16 protein-coding genes are annotated in these 23,037 nt (G+C 63.0%); 12 read left to right on the forward strand and 4 right to left on the reverse strand.

Annotated features, from left to right (window positions below; translation table 11 throughout):
* Positions 1 to 81: 81 nt before the first annotated feature.
* The 3 genes from ACWTU9_RS10805 to ACWTU9_RS10815 all read right to left on the reverse strand — a co-directional run bounded on the left by ACWTU9_RS10805 (position 82) and on the right by ACWTU9_RS10815 (position 2,914).
* Positions 82 to 936, reverse strand: coding sequence for a hypothetical protein (locus ACWTU9_RS10805; protein WP_455858286.1), 855 nt, complete (start codon positions 934 to 936; stop codon positions 82 to 84).
* 269 nt (positions 937 to 1,205) lie between these two features.
* Positions 1,206 to 2,237, reverse strand: a complete 1,032-nt coding sequence (locus tag ACWTU9_RS10810) for a histone deacetylase family protein (RefSeq protein ID WP_455858287.1) — start codon at positions 2,235 to 2,237, stop codon at positions 1,206 to 1,208.
* A 23-nt stretch (positions 2,238 to 2,260) separates the two neighbouring features.
* Positions 2,261 to 2,914 (reverse strand): TetR/AcrR family transcriptional regulator, encoded by a 654-nt coding sequence (locus tag ACWTU9_RS10815; protein ID WP_455858288.1) that lies wholly within the window; start codon positions 2,912 to 2,914, stop codon positions 2,261 to 2,263.
* A gap of 242 nt (positions 2,915 to 3,156) precedes the next feature.
* Here ACWTU9_RS10815 and ACWTU9_RS10820 point away from each other — a divergent pair, with 242 nt between their 5' ends.
* The 8 genes from ACWTU9_RS10820 to ACWTU9_RS10855 all read left to right on the forward strand — a co-directional run bounded on the left by ACWTU9_RS10820 (position 3,157) and on the right by ACWTU9_RS10855 (position 13,828).
* A complete protein-coding gene (locus ACWTU9_RS10820; protein WP_455858289.1) occupies positions 3,157 to 4,830 on the forward strand; it encodes an amidohydrolase in 1,674 nt (557 codons plus the stop codon).
* Positions 4,831 to 4,986: 156 nt separating this feature from the next.
* Entirely contained in the window at positions 4,987 to 6,087 is a 1,101-nt protein-coding gene (locus ACWTU9_RS10825) for an ABC transporter ATP-binding protein (RefSeq protein ID WP_455858290.1), read from the forward strand.
* A gap of 2 nt (positions 6,088 to 6,089) precedes the next feature.
* Entirely contained in the window at positions 6,090 to 7,010 is a 921-nt protein-coding gene (locus tag ACWTU9_RS10830; RefSeq protein WP_455858291.1) for an ABC transporter permease, read from the forward strand.
* Positions 7,003 to 7,803, forward strand: coding sequence for an ABC transporter permease (locus ACWTU9_RS10835; protein WP_455858292.1), 801 nt, complete (start codon positions 7,003 to 7,005; stop codon positions 7,801 to 7,803). The genes ACWTU9_RS10830 and ACWTU9_RS10835 overlap by 8 nt, the downstream gene beginning before the upstream one ends.
* Positions 7,804 to 7,826: 23 nt before the next feature.
* The gene (locus ACWTU9_RS10840) at positions 7,827 to 8,861 is read left to right on the forward strand and encodes an ABC transporter substrate-binding protein (RefSeq protein ID WP_454585726.1); all 1,035 of its coding nucleotides are present in this window, start codon (positions 7,827 to 7,829) and stop codon (positions 8,859 to 8,861) included.
* Positions 8,862 to 8,920: 59 nt separating this feature from the next.
* On the forward strand, positions 8,921 to 10,117 hold the full coding sequence (locus tag ACWTU9_RS10845; protein WP_455858293.1) for a serine hydrolase domain-containing protein: 1,197 nt from the start codon (positions 8,921 to 8,923) through the stop codon (positions 10,115 to 10,117).
* A gap of 32 nt (positions 10,118 to 10,149) precedes the next feature.
* A complete protein-coding gene (locus tag ACWTU9_RS10850) occupies positions 10,150 to 11,331 on the forward strand; it encodes a serine hydrolase domain-containing protein (protein WP_455858294.1) in 1,182 nt (393 codons plus the stop codon).
* Positions 11,332 to 11,506: 175 nt separating this feature from the next.
* Positions 11,507 to 13,828 (forward strand): Tex family protein, encoded by a 2,322-nt coding sequence (locus ACWTU9_RS10855; protein ID WP_455858295.1) that lies wholly within the window; start codon positions 11,507 to 11,509, stop codon positions 13,826 to 13,828.
* Here ACWTU9_RS10855 and ACWTU9_RS10860 read toward each other — a convergent pair whose 3' ends face one another.
* Positions 13,829 to 14,740, reverse strand: a complete 912-nt coding sequence (locus ACWTU9_RS10860; RefSeq protein ID WP_455858296.1) for a LysR family transcriptional regulator — start codon at positions 14,738 to 14,740, stop codon at positions 13,829 to 13,831.
* Between the two features lie 160 nt (positions 14,741 to 14,900).
* Here ACWTU9_RS10860 and ACWTU9_RS10865 point away from each other — a divergent pair, with 160 nt between their 5' ends.
* The 4 genes from ACWTU9_RS10865 to ACWTU9_RS10880 all read left to right on the forward strand — a co-directional run bounded on the left by ACWTU9_RS10865 (position 14,901) and on the right by ACWTU9_RS10880 (position 22,938).
* Positions 14,901 to 16,097: an acyl-CoA dehydrogenase gene (locus tag ACWTU9_RS10865; RefSeq protein WP_455858297.1), complete on the forward strand. Its 1,197-nt coding sequence runs from the start codon at positions 14,901 to 14,903 to the stop codon at positions 16,095 to 16,097.
* A gap of 106 nt (positions 16,098 to 16,203) precedes the next feature.
* Complete coding sequence (locus ACWTU9_RS10870) at positions 16,204 to 19,569, forward strand: transglutaminase family protein (RefSeq protein WP_455858298.1); 3,366 nt, start codon at positions 16,204 to 16,206, stop codon at positions 19,567 to 19,569.
* Positions 19,570 to 19,575: 6 nt separating this feature from the next.
* Entirely contained in the window at positions 19,576 to 21,987 is a 2,412-nt protein-coding gene (locus ACWTU9_RS10875; protein ID WP_455858299.1) for a circularly permuted type 2 ATP-grasp protein, read from the forward strand.
* Between the two features lie 66 nt (positions 21,988 to 22,053).
* Positions 22,054 to 22,938 carry a transglutaminase family protein gene (locus ACWTU9_RS10880; protein ID WP_455858300.1) on the forward strand — a complete coding sequence of 295 codons (885 nt, stop codon included), beginning with the start codon at positions 22,054 to 22,056 and terminating at the stop codon, positions 22,936 to 22,938.
* Positions 22,939 to 23,037: the final 99 nt, after the last annotated feature.

Consider the following 23,037-nt stretch of genomic DNA (forward strand, 5'->3'; position numbering starts at 1 on the left):
GTCACCATGCAACACCTCCTCATCCTCTCAGATTAAAGCGTGTTGCGATGACCGGTTGAACCCACCGATGGAAAGCGGACATTAAGGTCTAGACCCTAGAACCGAGGACACCCAGACTTTTTCAAATCGCTCGTTGAGTTCGTCCCATTCTCGTCGAGTAACATGCAATCCGTCCAACCAAACGGCTTTCAAAGCAGGCATGCCATATAGCAATGGTAAGGTTCCTGCTGCTGTGAAGGATGTCTGCTCGTCGTGACCCCCTATGGACAAATACTCTAGGTTCGGAAGCTGGGTCAGCACGTCCAGATCGTGCTCTGCGATCTTCGTCGACCATATGTCGAGCCAACGTAGTTGAGACATTGAACAGATAGCCCGAAGTCCTTCCTTGGTGACATCTGTGCTACCTAGCTCCAAATTTGTGATGATCTTCGACTCAGAGACCATCTGCGCAAAATCGTCGGTGAAGTTTGACTCTTCAAAGTCTAGTTCCGTCAGCGAGGGATTGCTGAGGAGCGCAGCGAGCGAGTCTTTCGTGACATGTGCAGAGTGCGCAGTCAGTTTTCTGAGAGTTGGAAGCTGTGCGATCTCAAACAAATCGCTGCTGCTGACGCCCCATTGACAGCTAAAATCCTCGAGGCTTTCGGCCTCCCTAAAGCCGACTAAACGACCGGACCCTGCAATTCCTAGTAGATGAAGTTCTTTTATGTCAGATATTTGCACAACGGAATTTATCGCCGCACGGGTAATGTCACACCAAATCTGAACGCGGCCTACGGACCGGATTGCTCTCAGATCTTCTGCATCGGCTTTCGCGAACAGCTTTTTCCATCGAATGTAGACCTCGTCATATTGCGGATTAGCCGCAAACTGAGCCTTGTGGTTATCGTCTAGAAATTCGTCACGTCCGCTCTCAAATGCGTCCAAGCTAAATTTCATTTTTTCTCGGTCCTACATGCCTACGACGCCACTTCCCCTGCTAAGGGTACGATCTGCAGTCTAAGAAGCCAAGAATGCGACCAATGGAGTTTAGCAAATGTCCGCAATAAGTCGTTTGTTGACTGGCGGCTTCCATCTCCCGCCGGATTCTGATGCCGGCCAAGCATAAGCTGCTTTTGGCCCCAGGGACTTCGACTGCGGCACCGTCCGACAAGCAGTAAGACACGCCGCCTGTCGAACGAGAAGCGACTCTAAAAGGTCCCTTATCCCTATCGATCCTCAAAACCCGTCAGCACGCCGACGGCGTTGATGCCGATCTCCTCGACGGCATAGCCGCCTTCCATGACGAACAGCGTCGGCAGGCCGAGCTTGGCGATGTGATGGCCGATCTTCGGATAGTCCGGGCTTTTCAGCTTGAACTGGCTGATCGGATCCTTCTCGAAGGTGTCGACGCCGAGCGAGACGATGACGATATCGGGCGCGTAAGCGGCGAGCCTGGCGCAAGCGTCTTCCAGCGAGGCACTCCAGGCGTCCCAGTCGGTGCCGAAGGGCATGGGATAGTTGATGTTGAAACCTTCGCCGACGCCCGCGCCGCGCTCGTCAGCATGGCCGAGGAAGAACGGGTATTCGACCATCGGGTCGCCATGCAAATTGAGCACCTGCACGTCGGCGCGGTCATAGAAGATTTCCTGCGTGCCATTGCCATGGTGGTAGTCGACGTCGAGGATAGATACACGGCTGGCGCCCTGGTCGAGGAACCATTGGGCGGCAACGGCGGCGTTGTTGATGAAGCAATAGCCGCCCATGAAGCCAGCGCCGGCGTGATGGCCTGGCGGACGGCAGAGCGCGAAGGCGGACCGCTCACCACCCTTGACCAGAGCCGCCGCGGTCAACGCGACGTCATAGGACGACTTGATCGCGGTCCATGTGCCTTCGACGAAGGTGGCGCCGGCGTCGAAGGAGTAGTAGCCGAGCAAGGCATCGACGCGCTGCGGCGGTACGTCGGCGCGCAGGCCGCGCGTCGGCCAGGTGAAGGGCATCGCCGTGCCCTTGTGGCCCTCTGCCGTCCATCGCGGCCAGACCGTCGGCAGGAAGTCGATGTAGTCGGTCTTGTGAATGCGCTTGGCCGCAGCGAGATCATGCTCGACCGGTCCGATGATCGGCCCCAGCTTCTCGCTCTCGACCCGCGCCTTGATGAACTCGGCCCGCGATGGCTTTTCGAAACCCGGCACGATGGCCGATGTGACCAGCTCCATCTGGCCGGCATGGCCGGCGTGGAGCGGGGAATAGACAGTCTTCATGAAGTTCCTCTCGAAGTGTGAAATCAGTCAAGGTTGAGATAGGGGGTCACCAGAGCGAGCCACATTCTTTCCACATCATCCTCGATGAGGTCGTATGTCTTGCGATCCCGTTTCAAACCTACGAGCCGGCAAGCGTGCCCGACATCCATCATCAGCACGCCGAGCCGACTGGCGATCTTGTCTTCAAGCGCCGGGTTCACATGCTGCAGCCATGCGGCGTACAGCGCGATGATCTGCTCGTCATATTCGTCCTGGATGGGTCTCAGATCGGCATTGCCGGAGATGGCTTCGATCACCGGCATCAGGGTGGCGTTTTCGAGATAAATCCTTGATGTATCGATGAAGAGCTTGCGCACTTCCTGTCGGAACTCGTCGCGGTTGGTGGGCGGAGTGACCTCGATGCGCCTGGCGATCACCTCGGGAAAGGATGACAGCCAGCGCCGGGCGAGGTCGAGAAGAATGGCTTCCTTGTTGGGAAAGTACTGGTAGAGCGAACCGACCGACAGGCCGGCGCGCTGTGCAATGGCGAGCGTCGTCGGCGTCTTGGTTCCTTGTTCCCGTGTCAAGGTCAGCGCCGCGTCGAGAATCCGGTCGACCACCTTGCTCGAACGTTCCTGCCGCGGCTGCTTGCGCGGTTCGAGCGCCATCCTGGTTTCGCGGCTGAGACTGCGTTTCACGGCTCGACGTCCTCCCACCCGGTCTCAACGCTATCCACAATACATTCGAAATTCGGCACGTTGACAAACGCGAATAATTAGTCGCATTCTTTTATCCACGCTGTTTTCGGAGATCACAAGGGGAAATTCAAAGCAGCGCACTGGGCATCAGTTTTCGCCCGATAGCGCCGCTCCAGCGGAGTGAAGGTTGTCGGACAAGAGGGTTGCCGGTCTCAGTCAGTCGTCAAAAGCGCGGAGTCGCGATGTCTGTCACGGGTGCGGGTGCTGATCTGATCGTCATCAATGGTCGCGTACAGACCATGGACGATGACAATCCCGCCGCCGAGGCCATTGCCGTCAAGGACGGCGCCATCATCGCCATCGGCAGCCGCGCCGCCATTGAAGCGCTCAAGGGACCAGCCACAAAGACCATCGACGCCATGGGCGGCTCGGTGATCCCAGGCTTCATCGAAGCCCACATGCATCTGTTTTCGGGAGGGGCCGAGCTCGCGCATCTTCAGCTTGGCGGCATCCACGGCTTCGAGGCGCTGCAGAAGGCGATCCGCGACTATGCCTCGACGCGGCCCGAGGCGAAGATGCTGGTCGGGCAGGGCGTCGATTATACCGTGCTCGGCGCCGAGCGAGTGACGCGCCATCATCTCGACGCCATTCTGCCGGATCGCCCTTTCTGCATGGCAGCGCCCGACCATCACACGATGTGGGCCAACACCAAAGCGCTGGAGATGGCCGGCATTCTGCAGGGGCGTACGCTCGGTCCGGGCAATGAGATCGTCATGGGCGAGGATGGCCTGGCCGCTGGTGAATTGCGCGAGGGGGAGGCGTTCGGTCCGGTGCTCGACCTTGCCGGCGAGAGCCGGGTGCGGCTGGGGCTGTCGACCGGCGGTGAGCCCGATCCGATGCCGTCGGCCGTCGGGCGCGCCGCCGACCGCGACATCATGCGGCGCGGGCTTGCCTGGTGCGCGCGCCACGGCATCACCTCGATCCAGAACATGGACGGCAATCTCTACCAGCTCGAATTGCTTTCCGAGATCGAGGCCGAGGAAGGCTTGCCCTGCCGCGTCAAAATCCCGTTCCACTACAAGAATTTCATGACGCTCGACATGCTCGACAAGGCCTCCGTGATGGCCGAGCGCTACGACAGCGAGTGGCTGTCATCGGGCATGGTCAAAGTGTTTTATGACGGCGTGCTCGACTCCTGGACCGCAGTCATGGTCGAGCCCTATGCGGACCGTCCCGACTGGGTGGGCGAGCCGCTGTTCACGCCGCAGCAATTCATCGACCTGGCGGTCGCCATCGACAAGCGCGGACTGCAGATCGCCGTGCACTCGATCGGCGATGGCGCGGTACGCGCGGTGCTCGACGGTTACCAAGCGGCGCAGAAGGCCAACGGCAAGCGCGATAGTCGGCACCGGGTCGAGCATATCGAGGTCACCACTGAAGCTGATGTGCCGCGTTTCGCCGAACTCGGCGTCATCGCCTCGATGCAGCCGCCGCATCCGCCCGGCGCCATGGATTTTCCGCTGGAGCCGACCATATCGCGCATCGGGCCGGCCCGCTGGCCGCTGAGCTATGCCTGGCGCACGCTGAAGGATGCGGGCGCGCATGTCGTGTTCGCGTCGGACTGGCCGGTGGCGGTGATCGACCCGATCCTGGGCATCCAGGCGGCAATGCTGCGCAAACCGTGGGCAGAAGCCGATCCGGACCAGAGTTTCTCGCTGCAGGAGGCGCTTGCCGCCTACACGGTAGAAGGCGCCTATGCCGAATTCGCCGAGCATCGCAAAGGCGTGCTGAAGCCGGGCTATATGGCGGATCTGGTGGTTTTGTCGGCTGATATCGAGAAGACGGCGCCGGCCGAATTGCACAAAGTGCGCCCGGTGACGACGGTCTGCGGTGGCAAGGTCACCTACCAGGCCTGAGAATGGCATGCGGCTTGCGAAGCTTGCGGCTTGCAAGGCGAATTGACTGACTGAACTGTGGTTCAAGGCCGGACTTGCCAACCTACCGGCCGTGTGGTCACATCGAACAGGGGAAAAACTCCGCCGAAAAGAGCGGGGTCAACAGTGAGGCGTATCGTGCCGGACAAACCGGATCGGAATGCAATTGAAGTCGTAAACGTCAGCAAAATTTTCGGATCAGGAGAAGGGCAGGTCGCTGCCCTCGACACGGTCTCGGTATCCATCCGCGAGAACGAGTTCTTCACGCTGCTGGGACCATCCGGCTGCGGCAAGACCACGTTGCTGAGGCTGATTGCCGGCTTCGACTTTCCAACCGCCGGCGAAATCCTGCTTTACGGCCAGGACATTGCGCCGCTGCCACCCTTCAAGCGGCCGGTCAACACCGTCTTCCAGTCCTACGCGCTGTTCCCGCACATGACCGTCGCCGACAATATCGGCTTTGGCCTCGAAATGCTGGGCAAGCCGAAGGCCGAGATCACGGCACGCGTCGGCGAGATGCTCAAGCTGGTCAAGATGGAGGCGCTGGCGGGTCGCCGCACCAGCCAGATCTCCGGCGGCCAGCAGCAGCGCGTGGCACTCGCCCGGGCGCTGGCGCCACAGCCCAAGGTGCTGTTGCTCGACGAGCCGCTCTCGGCGCTCGACTACAAGCTGCGCAAGGAAATGCAGATCGAGTTGAAGCGGCTGCAGCACGAGACCGGCATCACCTTCATCTTCGTCACCCATGACCAGGAAGAAGCGCTGACCATGTCGGACCGCATCGCCGTGATGTCGTCTGGCAAGATCCTGCAGGTCGGCTCGCCGCGCGACATCTACGACCGTCCGGCCGAGCGCTTCGTCGCGGATTTCATCGGCGAGTCGAATTTCCTCAAGGCGGACGTGGTCGGCGCGACTGGTGGCCGGGCGACGGTGAAGCTGTCCTCTGGCGTGCAAATCCCGGCCTCGCTACCGGAAGGCTTCAGCCCCAGTGGCAAGGTCACGATCGTCGTGCGTCCCGAGCATGCGCAGCTAGGGGCAGCCAGCCCGAGCGCTTCGCTGTCCGGCACCGTCGAGAACATCGTCTATCTCGGTACCGACACGCACTTTCACCTGCGCCTTGCAGGTGGCGAACCCTTCATCGTGCGGCGTCAGAACAGCCGCGGCGCCAGCGACGGCATCGTGCAGGGCGGCCAGGTCGGCATCGCGATCGGCAACGACGCCGCGCAAGTGCTGAAGGACTGATCATGGCGACCGCGGAAGAAGTCGCCAAGGCAGCGGAGCGGCGTGACGTCCGCGACCGCTGGCTGCTGTCAGCGCCAGCATTGCTGGTCATTTTTCTCGCCGCGACCGGCCCCTTGCTGATCGTGCTGATCTACTCGTTCCTGACGCCCGGCTCCTATGGCGATGTGAAGTGGCAATTTTCACCCGATGCCTGGCTGTCGGTGTTTATGGAGCGCGACATTTTCGACGACACGCTTTCGCTTGCGGCGGCGCATGTCACCATTTTCTGGCGCTCGATCAAGCTTGCGGTGGTGACGACCATCGCCACTTTGGCGCTCGGGTTTCCCACCGCCTATTTCATGGCGACGCGCAGTGAGAAGACCAGGGATCTCTGGCTGTTCCTGATCACCATTCCGTTCTGGACCAACCTTCTGATCCGTACCTTCGCCGTGCTGCAGATCATCCGCAACGAAGGCATCATCAACACCATTCTGCTCAAGCTCGGCATCGTCTCGGCGCCGGTGCAGATCCTCTACACCGACACCGCGATCCTGATCGGCATGGCCTATGTCTACCTGCCGCTGATGGTGCTGCCGATCTATGCCAGCATGGAGAAGCTCGATTTCCGGCTGGTCGAGGCGGGCTACGATCTCTACGCGACCCGCTTCAAGGTGCTGCGCAAGATCATCTTCCCGCTGGTCAAACCCGGCGTCATCGCCGGTTCCATCCTGGTCTTCATTCCGGCGCTCGGCGCCTATGTGACGCCGAGCGTGCTTGGCGGCGGCAAGAACATGATGCTGTCCAACCTGATCGAATTGCAGTTCGGCCAAGGCCGCAACTGGCCGCTCGGCTCGGCGCTCTCGATCACCGTGATGATCATCGTCATGGTGGCGCTGCTTGCCTATGTGCGCAATGCCGGCAAGTCGGGGGTGCGGCATGGCTAAGAACTTTTCCATCAAGCACCAGACCGGCTTCACGGCGATCGCCGCGACGTGTTTCATCGTGCTCTATCTGCCGATCATCGTGCTGGTCGCCTACGCCTTCAACGCGGCGAACTCGACGTCCGAATGGGGCGGCTTTTCGATGCGATGGTTCCAGTCGGCGTGGCAGAACGTGCAGGTCATCGACGCGACGCTGCGCTCGTTCCAGATCGGCGCCGTCGCGGCGGTGCTGTCGACCATCTTTGCCACCATGGCCGCGCTCGCCACCACGCGCACGGCGCCTTATCCCGGCCTGACCTTCAAATATGCGGCGATCAACCAGCCGCTGATGGTGCCCGAGATCGTCACCGGCGTGGCGCTGCTGATCTTCTTCTCGCGCATCAAGATCTTCACCGGCTATTCCGGCCTCGGCTATCTGATAGCCGCGCATACGGCGTTCTGCATTCCGTTCGCCTATCTGCCGATCCGGGCGCGCCTGGAGAACATGGACCTGACGCTTGAGCGCGCCGCGGCCGATCTCTACGCGACGCCGTGGAAGACCTTCCGCCGCATCACGCTGCCGCTTTTGTGGCCCGGCATCCTGGCCGGACTGATGCTGGCCTTCGTCATCTCGCTAGACGACGTCGTCATCACCGAGTTCGTCAAGTCGGGCGGCCAGGACACGCTGCCCACCTACATGCTCGGCCAGATCCGCCGCGGCATCACACCTGAGATCAACGCGATATCGACCGCCTTCCTGCTGCTTTCGGTTGCGATCGTCACGTTGTTTTTCTTTGTCAGCAGGAAACAAGACTGAACCTACAAATGGGAGTTAAAACCATGAACTGGAAAACAACGACAGCCGCCATGGGGTTGGCGCTGCTCGCAACGACGGGCCTGGCCCGCGCCGATGGCGAGTTGAACATCTACAATTGGGGCAACTACACCAGCCCCGACGTGATCAAGAAGTTCGAAGCCAAATACAACGTGAAGGTCACCATCACCGATTACGATTCCAACGATACGGCGCTCGCCAAGGTGCGCCAGGGCGGCACCGGCTTCGACATTGCGGTTCCGTCGCAGACCTACGTGCCGATCTGGATCAAGGAAGGACTCGTGCAGGAGACCGATCCGGGCAAGATGGAGAATTTCAAGAACGTCGCGCCGGAATGGGCCAATCCTGAGTTCGATCCGGGCCGCAAATATTCCGTGCCATGGGCCTGGGGCACGATCGGCGTCGTCGTCAACACCGATGCCTACAAGGGGCCGGCCGACACGTGGGGTATCGTCTTCAACACGCCGGACGAGTTGAAGGGCAAGGTCAATGTCGTTCCCGAGATGAATGACGTTATCTTCGCGGCGATCAAATATGTCGGCGGCCAGCAGTGCACGGACGACAAGGCGGTGCTGAAGAAGGTGCGCGATACGCTTGTCGCAGCCAAGCCGAACTGGATCGCCATGGAATACAACACCATCGAGAAAATGGGCGCGGGCGACTTCAAGGCGACCAGCGACTGGAATGGTTCGGCGCTGCGCCAGCGGCTGGCCAATTCGGCCATCCATTACAACTATCCGAAGGAAGGCTACGGCCTGTGGAGCGATAACGTCGTCGTTCTGAAGGAGGCCAAGAACGTCGAGAACGCCAAACTGTTCCAGAACTTCATCATGGATCCGGAAAACGCGGCCGGCCTCTCGGCTTTCCACCGCTACGCCAACGCCATCACCGGCTCGGACAAGTACATGCCGGCCGATATGAAGGATGCGCCGGAAGTCGTCATTCCGGAGGCTGCGAAGGCAAAGGGCGAATTCCAGAAGATGTGCGCGCCTGAGACCCAGGACATCTACACCAAGATCTGGACCGAACTGCAGAAGTAACGGCAGTCTGACTGGCCCGGTGGCATGCGCCGCCGGGCCTTTCCTTTGGAATTGCTTTCATGGACTCTTATCGCAACAGCGATCCGCGGCCACCGATCATGCAGGGCTCGCCGCCGCAATTGGTGCCGCCGAGGTTGGATTGGGACCGGCCGCCCTGGAACCGCTGGGCCTTCCAGCACATCCGCGAATTCCTTCCGACCATCGAGGTCTGGCGCGGTAATGGCCATCGCCACCGTTTCGAGCGCGCAGAGAGAGATCTCGACGCGCTGCCGGTGGAGGACAGCGAGGGCCGCCCGACAACGCTTGCCGGTCTGCTCGACGAAACCTATGCGGATGGCTTTCTCGTCCTGAAGCACGGCCGGATCGCCTATGAGCGCTATTTCAACGGCATGGACGAGCGCACGCTGCACTTGTCGCAGTCGATGGCGAAGTCGATAACCGGCACAGTGTTCGGCATACTGGTCGGGCGTGGGCTGATCGATCCGGCCAAACCGGTGACCGCCTATCTGCCGGAACTCGGCGAGACCGGCTGGGCCGGCGCCAGCGTGCAGCATGTGCTCGACATGACCACCGGCGTGCGCTTTTCCGAGGAATATACCGATCGCTATTCGGATATCGGCCAGGTCGATGTCGCCACCGGCTGGAAGCCGGTGCCGCCGGACAGCGATCCGGATTTCCAATGGCCGTCGCATCTGTTCGAACTGATCCTGCGGCTGAAAGACAAGGTGCGGCCACATGGTGCGGCGTTCGAGTACCGCTCGATCGAGACCGATGTGCTGGCCTTCATCATGGAACGGGCGACCGGCAAACGGCTGGCTCAGCTGGTGTCCGAGGAGCTGTGGCAGAAGCTCGGTGCCGACGAAAGCGCCTGCTTCACCGTCGACAGCGCCGGCTATGCGCTGGCCGATGGCGGCTTCAACGCGACACTGCGCGACTACGCCCGCTTCGGCCAGCTGATCCTCGACAAGGGCCGCGGCATCGTGCCCGCCGACTGGATCGAGGCGACGCGCAACGGCAGGCATGGGCCGGACTTCAATCCGAGCCTGCCGGAAGGCAGCTATCGCAACCAGTTCTGGATCGAGGATCCTCGCTCCCGTGCACTGATGTGCCGGGGCGTGTTCGGGCAAATGATCCATATCGACTGGGACACCAGCATGGTCGTGGTCAAGCTTTCGACCTATCCGGATTTCAGCAATGTTGCCTACTCCGTGGCGACGCTGAAGGCGGTGCACGCCATAGCCGAGGCGCTGGGCTGATCCCCAGCAAACCATCCCTTGAGGAAACGTCCATGACCGGCAAGACCGCGTTCGAGACCCGCTACGGCTTTCGCCGCAACGAGGTGCTGCTTTCCAACTGGCGCGAAAATCCGTTCAACCGGTGGTCGTTCCAGAACCTCGGCGAGATGGTGCCGACCGCCCCCATGGCGGCGACACCGGGAAGCGTCGATGCACCGGCGCGGGATCTCGGCGAGCTGCTCGGCGAAAAGGTTTCGATTGCCGGCGCGCCGGAGACGGTGACCCAATTCCTGACGCGTTCGAGCAGCGACGCGCTGACTGTGATGAAGGGCGGCAAGATCATCGGTGACTGGTTCGCGCCGCATATGGATTTCGGCGCCCGCCACATCGTCTTTTCGATCAGCAAATCGATCACCGCCATCATCGCCGGCATACTGGAAGGCGAGGGCGTGTTCGATCCGCAAGCGCCAGTGACCCAGTATATCAAGGAAGCCGCCGGCTCGGCCTATGGCGATGCGAGCTGCCGGCATGTGCTCGACATGAGCGTCAGCCTCGATTTCGAGGAGGCCTATCTCGATCCCGAAAGCGCCTTTGCCCGTTATCGCCGGGCGACGCTGTGGAATCCGGGCGGCGGCACGGAAAGCCTGCGCGAATTCATCCTGACCTTGCAGCGGCTGGCCGAACCGCATGGCGAAACCTTCCGCTATCGCTCGCCCAATTCCGATCTCCTCGGCATCCTGCTCGAGCGCGCTTCGGGACAGCGTTTCCCCGACCTGATGCGCGAGAGACTGTGGCTGCCGCTCGGCGCCGTCAGCGAAGCCTCGATCGGCGTCGATATGGAAGGCACGGCGCGCACCGCCGGCGGCATCTCGGTGACGCCGCGCGACCTAGCGCGGATCGGTGAGATGATGCGGCAGGGCGGAACGGCCAATGGTCGGCGCATCGTGCCGGAGGACTGGGTGCGTGACACAACTGTCACCGGCGGCAGTGCCAAGGCCTGGCAGCGCGGCACAATGGTGCCGTTGTTCCCGAAGGGACGTTACCGCAACAAATGGTACCAGACGGGTCACGAAAGCGGCGCCTTCTGCGGCATAGGCATCCATGGCCAATGGCTCTACGTCAATCCGAAGGCGGAAGTGGTGATTGCAAAAATGGGGTCGCAGCCGGTGCCCGAGGACCAGGCACTCGAACGCGAGATCGTTGCCCTCTTTGAAGCGCTGAGCCGTATGGTCTGACCCGACGAAAGCATGGCGCTTTCCTGTGGACCTCGTTGACGCTTGAGAACGCTGCGGTTGGCGTGGCTGATATCAGCGCCTATGGTCGCCGCTCTTTTCGACAAGAGTGGTTGACGCAATTCCCGATCGAAAACCGTTTCACACTTTTCCTGGAATTGCCTGGAGCAGGAACGACATGGCATCAGACATCAAGCGCATCGCAGCCATCATCGCTGCCGAGATCGGCGCGCGGCCCGAACAGGCGGCTGCGGCGATCGGCCTGCTCGATGAGGGCGCGACCGTGCCGTTCGTGGCGCGTTACCGCAAGGAGGTCACCGGCGGGCTCGACGACACGCAATTGCGCGACCTTGCCGAGCGGCTGGCCTATCTGCGCGAGCTCGATGCACGCCGCGACACCATCCTCGGTTCCATCCGCGACCAGGGCAAGCTGACCGAGGAGCTTGAAGCCAAGATCGTCGCCGCCACCACCAAGGCGGAGGTGGAAGACATCTATCTGCCCTATAAGCCCAAGCGCCGCACCAAGGCCGAGATCGCCCGGGAGCGCGGGCTGGGGCCGCTGGCCGAGGCGATCCTTGCCAACCGTTCGCTGGTGCCTGCCGAGGCGGCGCTTGCCTATGTCACCGAAGAGGTGGCCGACGCCAAGGCAGCGCTCGAAGGCGCGCGCGACATCCTGTCGGAACAGTTCGCTGAGAATGCCGATCTGGTCGGCAAACTGCGCAGCTACATGAAGGAGCGCGCCTTCATGCGCGCCCGCGTCGTCGACGGCAAGCAGGAGGCCGGCGCGAAATTCTCCGACTATTTCGACCACGTCGAGCGCTGGGCCAATGTGCCGAGCCATCGCGCGCTGGCGATGCTGCGCGGCCGCAACGAAGAGGTCTTGTCCCTCGACATCGAGGTCGACGCCGACGATGCGTCGCCGGTGAAGCCGGTCGAGCGGATGATCGCCAGTGCCTATACCATCGGAAGCAGCCTGCCGGGCGATCGCTGGCTGATGGAGGTTGCAGGCTGGACCTGGCGCATAAAACTGTCGCTGCACCTGACGCTCGATCTGATGCGCGACCTGCGCGAACGGGCGGAGGAAGAGGCGATCCACGTCTTTGCCCGCAACCTCAGGGATTTGCTGCTGGCAGCACCCGCCGGATCGCGGCCAACCATGGGGCTCGACCCGGGCATCCGCACCGGCGTCAAGGTCGCGGTGGTCGACGGCACCGGCAAGGTGCTGACGACGACGACGGTGTATCCGTTTCCGCCGAGGAACGATGTGCGCGGCACGCAGGCGGAACTGGCCAAGCTGATCCGCTTGCACAAGATCGAGCTGATCTCGATCGGCAACGGCACCGGCAGCCGGGAGACCGAGAAACTGGTCGCCGACATGCTGTCCGACATGCCTTCGGATGGCGGGCCGAAGCCGCTCAAGGTGATTGTCAGCGAAGCCGGCGCTTCGGTCTATTCGGCTTCCGCGACGGCTGCAGCAGAATTCCCCGGCCTCGACGTGTCGCTGCGCGGCGCGGTGTCGATCGCAAGGCGTCTGCAGGATCCGCTCGCCGAACTGGTCAAGATCGAACCGAAGTCGATCGGCGTCGGCCAATACCAGCACGATGTCGACCAATACCGGCTGGGCCGCTCGCTGGAAGCGGTGGTCGAGGACGCTGTCAATGCGGTTGGCGTCGATCTCAACACCGCTTCGGCGCCGCTTTTGGCGCGCGTATCCGGCCTTGGCGCATCGCTCGCCGACGCCATCGTCGCGCATCGCGATGCGACCGGACCGTTCGCCAGCCGCAAGGAGCTGCTGAAGGTGGCGCGGCTCGGACCGCGCGCGTTCGAACAATCCGCCGGCTTCCTGCGCATTGCCAATGGCAGCGAGCCGCTCGATGCCTCGTCGGTGCATCCGGAAGCCTATGGCGTGGCCAAGAAGATCGTCGCCGCTTGCGGCCGCGATGTGCGCGAGCTGATGGGCGACAGCGCCGCGCTCAAGGCACTCGACCCACGCGTCTTCGTCGATGAGCGTTTCGGTCTGCCGACGGTGCGCGACATCATTGCCGAGCTGGAAAAGCCCGGCCGCGATCCGCGTCCCGGTTTCAAGACGGCCACCTTCGCCGACGGCGTCGATGACATCAAGGATCTGAAGCCCGGCATGCTGCTCGAAGGCACCGTCACCAACGTCGCCGCCTTCGGCGCTTTCGTCGATATCGGCGTCCACCAGGACGGGCTGGTGCACGTCTCGCAACTGGCCGACCGTTTCATCAAGGACGCGCATGAGGTGGTGAAGGCCGGCGACGTCGTGAAGGTGCGCGTCGTCGATGTCGACATCAAGCGCAAGCGCATTGCGCTGTCCATGCGCAAGGACGGCGGCGAGGGCGGTGCATCGAAAGGGCCGCGCGACAATGGCGGCGGCAGGCCGGCGCCACGCTCGCCGGCGCCGCAGCGTCAGCCGGAACGGCCAGCCCAGCAAGGCGCGTTCGGCGCAGCACTGGCCGATGCGCTGAAGCGGAAGTAGCTACCACGCCAGAACAGCCGGCTCCTTCTCCACCTGGCCCAGCAGCCAGTCGCGAAAGCTGGCGACCGGCAGGTGGCCGCGCTTGTCGTGCGGGACGACGAGATAGTAGGCGCTGCGGCTTTGCATCGGCTGTCCCGGTGTCGGCACGAGCTGACCGCGCTGCAGCTCGCCGGCAATGAGAACCTGCGGCAGCAGCGCGACGCCAAGCCCGGCCATGCAGGCCTGGGCGACGGTGCCGAATTGCTCGAACTGCATGCCGGGCCCGCTCGGCGCGCTGAGACCTTGCGCTTCGAACCATTCGCTCCAGGCGCCGGGGCGTGTTGCCATGTGCAGCAGCGGCAGGCGGCTGATATCGGCTGCCGTGGCGATGTCGCGGCTGGCCAGGAACTCGGGGGAAACCACCGGCATCACGGTTTCACGCATCAGCAGCGTCGAGTCGGCATCCGGCCAGTCCGGTTGGCCGTGATGAATGGCGGCGTCGAGCCGCTCTCGGGCGAAGTCGAAGCGGCCGATGCGGGTGACGAAATTAATGGTGATGTCTGGATTGTTTTCAACGAAATCCGGGATCAGGGGCATCAGCCAGCGCGTGCCGAAGGTTGGCAGTATGGCAAGGTTCAGCATGCCGCTATGCCGATTACTCATCAATCCAAGTGCGGCATCGCGCAATTGGCCGAGGGCGGCGCGCACCGCTTCGGCGTAGACTTCGCCTGCCGCCGACAGCCGGACATTACGGCTGTCACGCTCGAACAACTTTCGGCCGAACTGCTCTTCCATAAGCTTAATCTGCCTGCTGACGGCGCCTTGGGTCAGGTCGAGTTCCTGGGCGGCGGCGGTAAAGGAGCCGAGGCGGGCCACCGCCTCGAAGGCTGCAAGGGCGCTGGTGCTCGGCAAAAGGCGACGCTGGACGTTCATAATCCATTACTACAGCTCATCGATCGGCGAAGCAATTTCGTTTGATTTTTTCAAGGCGGAGGCGGATAAGCCCGGGCAATCAAGATTTTTCTTTGCGCATGTCGTTGTCCCAAGACCGCTGAACACTTTTGGGCGACATGCATTTGGGAGAGACCGAGCCATGGCCGCCGACAAGAACGCGTTCGTCTGGGAAGACCCCTTCCTGATCGAGAACCAGCTTTCCGAGGATGAGCGCATGGTGCGGGATGGCGCGGCGGCGTTCGCCGCCGACAAGCTCGCACCGCGTATCGAAGAAGCCTATCTCGAGGAAAAGACCGATGCCGGCATTTTTCGCGAGATGGGCGAGGCCGGCCTCCTCGGCATCACCATCCCGGAGGAATATGGCGGGCTCGGCGCTAACTACGTCACTTACGGACTGGTGGCGCGAGAGGTCGAGCGGGTCGATTCCGGCTATCGCTCGATGATGTCGGTGCAGTCGTCGCTGGTGATGTATCCGATCCATGCCTATGGCTCGGAGGCGCAGCGCAAGAAATATCTGCCGAAACTGGCGTCGGGCGAATGGATCGGCTGCTTCGGCCTGACCGAGCCGGATGCCGGCTCCGATCCCGGCGGTATGAAGACGCGGGCCGAGAAGACGGCGAACGGCTACAAGATTTCCGGGTCGAAGATGTGGATTTCCAATGCGCCGATTGCCGATGTGTTCGTCGTCTGGGCGAAGCTGAAGGGCGAGAACGGCAAGGATGATATCCGCGGCTTCGTGCTGGAAAAGGGCATGAAGGGGCTGTCGGCGCCGAAGATCGGCGGCAAACTGTCGCTGCGTGCGTCGATCACCGGCGAGGTGGTGATAGAAGGCGTCGAGGTTGGCGAAGACGCTTTGCTGCCCAATGCCAGGGGCCTCGGCGGCCCGTTCGGCTGCCTCAACCGGGCGCGCTACGGCATTTCCTGGGGTGCGATGGGCGCGGCTGAGGATTGCTGGCACCGCGCGCGTCAGTACGGCCTCGACCGCAAGCAGTTCGGCAAACCGCTCGCCGGCACGCAACTGTTCCAGAAGAAGCTCGCCGATATGCAGACCGAGATCGCGCTCGGCCTCCAGGGCTCGTTGCGCGTTGGCCGGCTGATGGACGAGGGCAAGATGGCGCCCGAGATGATCTCGATCGTCAAGCGCAACAATTGCGGCAAGGCGCTCGACATCGCCCGCCAGGCCCGCGACATGCATGGCGGCAACGGCATCCAGATCGGCTACCACGTCATGCGCCACGCGCAGAATCTGGAGACGGTCAACACCTATGAAGGCACGCATGACGTGCACGCACTGATCCTTGGACGGGCGCAGACGGGGATACAAGCCTTCTTCTGAGCCGGCTTCCGCTGCTTAAATTAGGTGCACCGCAACATCTGTGCTTGGAGATTGGCCAGCAGATGTGTCAGGGTTCGGCTGCTAAAACACCGAACTTCGAGGCCCCATGGCAATTCTGGCAGCCGTCTACCATCTGACCCACTACAAATATGACCGGCCGGTGGTTCTCGGCCCACAGGTCATCAGGCTGCAGCCGGCGCCGCATTCCCGCACCAAGGTGCTCAGCCATTCGCTCAAGGTCGGACCAGCCAACCACTTCGTCAATCTGCAGCAGGATCCCTACGGGAATTTCCTCGCCCGCTTCGTCTTCCCGGAGCCGGTGACGGAACTGAAGATCGAGGTCGACCTCGTCGCCGACATGACGGTCTACAATCCGTTCGATTTCTTCGTCGAGCCGTCGGCCGAGACCTTCCCGTTCGAATACCCCGAAGAAATCCGCGACGATCTCGCCATCTACAGGACGCCTGAACCGGCCGGGCCGCTGCTGTCGGCCTTCCTCGCAACCATCGACCGCAGTGCGCCTAACACCGTCAATTTCCTCGTCGATCTCAACGCGCGGCTGCAGCGCGAGATCGGCTATATTGTGCGCATGGAGACCGGCGTGTTCTCGCCAGAGGAGACGCTGGCCGCGAAGAAAGGCTCGTGCCGCGATTCGAGCTGGCTGTTGGTGCAAATCCTGCGCAACCTCGGAATCGCCGCACGTTTCGTCTCCGGCTATCTGATCCAGCTCAAGCCCGACCTTGTGGCGCTCGATGGTCCAGCCGGAACCGCGGTTGATTTCACCGACCTGCATGCGTGGTGCGAGGTCTATCTGCCAGGCGCCGGCTGGATCGGCTTCGACCCGACCTCGGGCCTGCTCACTGGCGAAAGCCATGTGCCGCTGGCGGCGACGCCGCATTTCCGCAATGCGGCTCCCATCTCGGGCATGGCGAGCTTTGCCAATGTCGAGTTCGGCTTCGACATGCGGGTCGACCGCATTGCCGAGCATCCGCGCATCACCAAGCCGTTTTCCGACGAAAGCTGGCAGGCGCTGGATGCGCTGGGCAACAAGGTCGACGCCGCGCTGCAGGCCGGCGACGTGCGGCTGACCATGGGCGGCGAGCCGACCTTCGTCTCCATCGACGATTTCGAGTCGGCGGAATGGAACACCGCCGCCGTCGGCCCGACCAAACGCGAAAAGGCGGATGCGCTGATCAGAAAGCTGCGCGAACGTTTCGCCCCGGGCGGTTTTTTGCACTACGGCCAGGGCAAATGGTATCCGGGCGAAAGCCTGCCGCGCTGGACCTTCTCCCTCTACTGGCGCACCGACGGCCAGCCGGTGTGGAGCGATCCGTCGCTGATCGCGCGCGAAAAGAGCGACGCGAAGGTCGGACCGCAGCAGGCCGAAAGCCTGCTGACGGCAATCGCCGGCGAACTCGGCATCGATAAAGGCATGGTCAGCGAAGCCTATGAAGACCCGGCCGAATGGCTACTCAAGGAAGGCAAGCTGCCGGACAATGTCGACCCGTCCAATTCCAAGCTGGAAGACCCGGAAGAGCGCAGCCGCATGACGAAAGTCTTCGAGCGCGGGCTGACCAAGCCGTCGGGCTATGTGCTGCCGGTGCAGCGCTGGAACAGCCAGGCTTCGGCTTCAGAGCCGCGTTGGCGTTCGGAGAAATGGAAGACAAGGCGCGGCCGGCTGTTCCTGGTGCCCGGCGATTCACCGGTTGGCTACCGCTTGCCGCTGGGCACGCTGCCCTATGTGCCGCCGGCGCAGTTCCCCTACATTGTGCCGGTCGATCCGTCACTGCCGCGCGGACCGCTGCCGGCGCGTGAAGCAATACTGCCAGAAACGGCTCCGGCAGAACTGGAAGGCGCCGACGAAATGGCGCGCCGCCAGCAGGCGATTTCGTTCACCGCGACGACCGGCCAGCAGGACCGGGTCGAGCAGGAGATCACCGAGATCGGCGGCGCGGTGCGCACCGCACTTTCGGTCGAGCCGCGCGACGGGCGGCTCTGCGTGTTCATGCCGCCGGTCGAGGCGCTGGAAGATTATCTCGAACTGGTGGCAGCCGCCGAAAACGCGGCCAAGGCGATCGGCTTGCCCGTGCATATCGAAGGCTATGGGCCGCCGCACGATCCGCGCCTCAACGTCATCCGCGTGGCGCCCGATCCCGGTGTCATCGAGGTCAACATCCATCCGGCTTCGAATTGGCAAGACTGTGTGGCGACGACGACGGCGATTTACGAAGAGGCGCGGCAGACGCGGCTTGGCGCCGACAAGTTCATGATAGATGGCCGCCACACCGGTACCGGCGGCGGCAACCATGTCGTCGTCGGTGGCGCGACGCCGAATGACAGCCCGTTCCTGCGCCGGCCTGATTTGTTGAAGAGCCTGGTGCTTCAATGGCAGCGGCGGCCGTCGCTTTCCTATCTGTTCTCCGGCCTGTTCATCGGCCCGACCAGCCAGGCGCCGCGCTTCGACGAGGCGCGCCACGATTCGCTCTACGAGCTCGAAATCGCGATGGCGCAGGTGCCGCACCCCGACCAGGGCAATGCACCCTTGCCATGGCTGGTCGACCGGCTGTTCCGCAATCTGCTCACCGACGTCACTGGCAACACGCACCGCTCGGAAATCTGCATCGACAAGCTGTTCTCGCCGGATGGCCCGACCGGCCGGCTCGGCCTGGTCGAGTTCCGCGGCTTCGAGATGCCGCCCAATGCGCGCATGTCGCTGGCGCAGCAACTGCTTGTCAGGGCGATCATTGCCCGTGCGTGGAAAAACCCGCTCGACGGACGCTTCGTGCGCTGGGGCACGTCGCTGCATGATCGTTTCATGCTGCCGCATTATGTCTGGGCGGATTTCCTCGACGTGCTCGACGACCTCAAGCTCAACGGCTTCGAGTTCCGTCCCGAATGGTTCGACGCGCAGCTGGAATTCCGCTTTCCCTTCTGCGGCGAGGTGCAACATGCCGGCATCAAGCTGGAACTGCGGCAGGCGCTGGAGCCGTGGCACGTGATGGGCGAGCAGGGCGCCATCGGCGGCACGGTGCGGTTCGTCGATTCCTCGGTCGAACGGCTGCAGGTCAGGACCGAAGGCCTAAACCCGGAACGTCATGCGATCGTCTGCAACGGCCGCGTCGTGCCAATGAAGGTGACCGACAATCGCGAGGTCGCGGTGGCGGGCGTGCGCTTCAAGGCCTGGCAGCCGGCGTCGGGCCTGCATCCGGCGCTGCCGGTCAATACGCCGCTGGTCTTCGACATCTACGACCGCTGGTCGGGGCGGGCTGTTGGCGGCTGCGTCTACCATGTCGCGCATCCCGGCGGGCGCAGCTACGACACCTTCCCGGTCAACGGCAATGAGGCCGAGGCGCGGCGGCTCGCGCGCTTCGAGCCGCGCGGCCACACGCCGTCGGCCTATGTGCTGCGCAACGAAGAAGCCTCTGAAGACTTCCCGATGACCCTTGACCTCAGGCGGCCACCCAGACTCTGATCAGCGATGGCAAAGGGGAATCAGAAAAAGATACGCGGCAAGCCGCTGAGGCACAGTCTGCTGGAGCACTACCAGCCGATTGACGGTGTCGTTGACGAGATGGTCGATGCGTCGGGTCATCCGCGTCCAGCCTGGGCCGCTTTCATCGAGGCGCTGGAGGAACTGGGTCCGGAAAAGCTCGGTCAGCGCTTCGCCCGCGCCGACCAGTATCTGCGCGACGCCGGCGTCTATTACCGCGTCTACGACAAGGCCGGCGCCAATGAGCGCGAATGGCCGCTGGCGCATATTCCCCTGCTGATCGAAGACAGGGAATGGGCCGAGATCAGCGCCGGCCTCGTGCAGCGAGCCGATCTGTTCGAGGAGATCGTCGCCGACATTTACGGGCCGAACCGGCTGATCGAGAAGGGTATCCTGCCGGCCGGCCTGATTGCGGCGAGCCCTGAATATTTGCGGCCGATCGCCGGCACCCGGCCGGCCAGCGGGCATTTCCTGCATTTTTGCGCCTTCGAGCTCGGCCGCGGGCCGGATGGACGCTGGTGGGTTCTGGGCGACCGTACGCAGGCGCCGTCGGGCGCCGGCTTTGCGCTGGAAAACCGCGTCGCCACCACGCGTGCGCTGTCGGACATCTATGGCGAGATGCATGTGCATCGCCTGGCCGGCTTCTTCCGCCGTTTTCGCGATGCGCTGATCGGCATGGCCAAGGAGAATGACGGCCGCGTCGCCATACTGACGCCGGGGCCGCTCAACGAGACTTATTACGAGCACGCCTATATCGCCCGCTATCTTGGCATCATGCTCCTCGAGGGCGAAGACCTGACAGTCTCCGGCGGCAAGTTGATGGTGCGCACGGTGTCCGGGCTGATGCCGATCAGCGTGCTGTGGCGACGGCTCGATGCCGCCTTCGCCGATCCGCTGGAACTCAGGCCCGACTCGCAGATCGGCACGCCTGGGCTGGTCGAGGCGATCCGCCGCGGTGCCGTTTCGACCGTCAACGCGCTGGGCTCCGGCTTGATGGAGACGCGGGCGCTGCTCGCCTTCCTGCCGGAGATCTCGCGCGCATTGCGCGGCGAAGAGCTTTTGTTGCCGAGCGTCGCCACCTGGTGGTGCGGGCAGGACAGCGAACGCCGGCATGTGATTGCCAATCTCGACCGCATGGTGGTCGGCCCGGCGCTGTCGACGCGCCTTGCCTTCGAGGACGATGATCAGACCAGGCTCGGTTCGGCGCTGACGCCCGAGGAACGCACTGCGCTGATTGCGCGGATCGAGAGCGACGGCGGCGGTTTCGTTGGCCAGGAAGCGGTGACGCTGTCGACGACGCCGGTCTATGTCGGCGGCTGGCTGGAACCACGGCCGGCCAGCCTGCGCGTCTATCTGGCGCGCACGCCGGAGGGCTGGACGGTGATGCCGGGTGGTTTCGCCCGCGTTGGCCTCTCGCTCGACCCGACGGCCATCGCCATGCAGCGCGGCGGCCAGGCGGCCGACGTCTGGGTGGTCAGCGACAAGCCGGTCGAGCGCGAGACGCTGCTGCCGCAGGAGCATGACAGTTTTGCCCGCACCATGCCGGGCAGCCTGCCCAGCCGTGCGGCCGAAAACCTGACCTGGCTCGGCCGCTACATCGAGCGCTCGGAAGACACGGTGCGCATCCTGCGCGCCTATCATGTGCGGCTGGCCGAGACGTCCGATCCGGACATGCCGCTGCTCGCCGGCGTCAGGGACTATCTCGAACCGTTCGGCATCGACCTCGAAGCAGCCATTCCGCCCGGATTGATCGGCACGCTGGACAGCGCCGTCTACAGCGCCGGGCAGATCCGCGACCGGTTTTCGCCCGATGGCTGGCTGGCATTGAAGGACCTGTCCAAGACCATCCACCAATTCGCAACGACAGTGGCGCCGGGCGACGATGCGACGCGGGCGATGACGGTCATGCTGCGCAAGCTCGCCGGCTTTTCCGGCCTGCTGCATGAGAACATGTACCGTTTCACCGGCTGGCGTTTCCTCGAGATCGGCCGGCGCATCGAGCGCGGCATCCAGATCGCCCGCACGCTTGCCTGTCTCACCCGAGCCAGTGCGCCGGACGGCTCGCTCGACATGATGCTGGAGATCGGCGACAGCGTCATGACCCATCGCCGGCAGTATCCGGTGCGGGCCGGACGGCGCACGGTGATCGACCTTTTGGCGCTCGACCCGCTCAACCCACGCTCTATCCTGTTCCAGCTCGAACGGCTGAGGGCGGAAATCGGCCTCTTGCCGTCTGTCGGCCCGGAAGGGCATATGTCGGCGGCGGCCAAGGAAATCCTGCAGCTCAATACGGCAATTGCCGTCATGGAGCCATCGGAGATGTCGGCGGAGGTGCTGGACGATCTCGCCACCGAGATCGGCAACCTCTACAACAGCCTCGCCAAAGCGTATTTCGGCTAAGCAGGTTCCGCAAAAGTGTCGCGCGGGTTTTGCGAGAAGAGCCTCCGTCAAACAAGAAAAGTAGGCATGCTGTACGACATCAGGCTTCATCTCAGCTACGACTATGACGCCGCGGCCGGTGGCAGCCGACATCAGGTGCGCGTGTTGCCGCCGACCATTGAGGGCGTACAGCGTGTGGTCGCCGCCTCGCTTTCGTTTGTGCCGACCCCGTCGGAGCGCACCGATTTTTCCGATTTCTTCGGCAACAACGTCACCGCCATCGCCTTTCGCGATGTCCATGACGGGCTCGACATCAGGATGAGTGCGCGCGTGTCGGTGTCGCGTCCGGAGCCTGGGCTCGACGTGTCGCCCGACTTGCGGCGCCTGAGGGAAGAACTCGGCGCGGTGCGGTCACTGGCGGCTGACGCGCCGCATCACTTTCTCATGGCCAGCGATCATGCCGGCATCGATGCGGCGATCACCGCCTATGCACGCGGCAGCGCCAGCGGCTCGACGGTGGGCACGGCCATCGATCTGTGCAACCGCATCCATCGCGACTTCATCTATGACGGCAAGGCGACCACCGTGCATACCAGGGCAAGCGACGCCTTCCGCCTGAAGCGCGGCGTGTGCCAGGATTTCTCGCACATCATGATCGCCGGCTTACGCGGGCTTGGCATCCCCGCCGGCTATGTCAGCGGCTTCCTACGCACCATTCCGCCGAAGGGCAAGCCACGGCTCGAAGGCGCCGATGCCATGCATGCCTGGGTCCAGGTGTGGTGCGGGCGCGATGCCGGCTGGCAGGAATTCGACCCGACCAACGGCATGCGGGCAAGCAACGACCATATCACCGTTGGCTACGGCCGCGACTATTCCGACGTGGCGCCGATCGTCGGCGTCTTGAAAACCACCGGCGGACAAGTCGGCGACCAGGCGGTCGATGTCATTCCCGTTGCGCTGGAAAAAGCGTAGCTGCGTCGAAACGCCAACGAGCAAGATTGGCTGGTGCCGCCATTCTAAGTGGCGCGGCGGAACCAGTGGCCTGTCCGGCGCTTATCTACGAGAAAAATC

The organism is Mesorhizobium sp. 128a (assembly GCF_053848025.1).

What these genes read in the sequence shown, in the direction of transcription:
- ACWTU9_RS10850 (WP_455858294.1), top strand. Translation starts at nt 10,150, where the DNA reads ATGACCGGCAAGACCGCGTTCGAGACCCGCTACGGCTTTCGCCGCAAC.
- ACWTU9_RS10875 (WP_455858299.1), top strand. Translation starts at nt 19,576, where the DNA reads ATGGCAAAGGGGAATCAGAAAAAGATACGCGGCAAGCCGCTGAGGCAC.
- ACWTU9_RS10860 (WP_455858296.1), bottom strand. Translation starts at nt 14,740, where the DNA reads ATGAACGTCCAGCGTCGCCTTTTGCCGAGCACCAGCGCCCTTGCAGCC.
- ACWTU9_RS10845 (WP_455858293.1), top strand. Translation starts at nt 8,921, where the DNA reads ATGGACTCTTATCGCAACAGCGATCCGCGGCCACCGATCATGCAGGGC.
- ACWTU9_RS10870 (WP_455858298.1), top strand. Translation starts at nt 16,204, where the DNA reads ATGGCAATTCTGGCAGCCGTCTACCATCTGACCCACTACAAATATGAC.
- ACWTU9_RS10865 (WP_455858297.1), top strand. Translation starts at nt 14,901, where the DNA reads ATGGCCGCCGACAAGAACGCGTTCGTCTGGGAAGACCCCTTCCTGATC.
- ACWTU9_RS10835 (WP_455858292.1), top strand. Translation starts at nt 7,003, where the DNA reads ATGGCTAAGAACTTTTCCATCAAGCACCAGACCGGCTTCACGGCGATC.
- ACWTU9_RS10880 (WP_455858300.1), top strand. Translation starts at nt 22,054, where the DNA reads ATGCTGTACGACATCAGGCTTCATCTCAGCTACGACTATGACGCCGCG.
- ACWTU9_RS10840 (WP_454585726.1), top strand. Translation starts at nt 7,827, where the DNA reads ATGAACTGGAAAACAACGACAGCCGCCATGGGGTTGGCGCTGCTCGCA.
- ACWTU9_RS10855 (WP_455858295.1), top strand. Translation starts at nt 11,507, where the DNA reads ATGGCATCAGACATCAAGCGCATCGCAGCCATCATCGCTGCCGAGATC.
- ACWTU9_RS10805 (WP_455858286.1), bottom strand. Translation starts at nt 936, where the DNA reads ATGAAATTTAGCTTGGACGCATTTGAGAGCGGACGTGACGAATTTCTA.
- ACWTU9_RS10830 (WP_455858291.1), top strand. Translation starts at nt 6,090, where the DNA reads ATGGCGACCGCGGAAGAAGTCGCCAAGGCAGCGGAGCGGCGTGACGTC.
- ACWTU9_RS10820 (WP_455858289.1), top strand. Translation starts at nt 3,157, where the DNA reads ATGTCTGTCACGGGTGCGGGTGCTGATCTGATCGTCATCAATGGTCGC.
- ACWTU9_RS10810 (WP_455858287.1), bottom strand. Translation starts at nt 2,237, where the DNA reads ATGAAGACTGTCTATTCCCCGCTCCACGCCGGCCATGCCGGCCAGATG.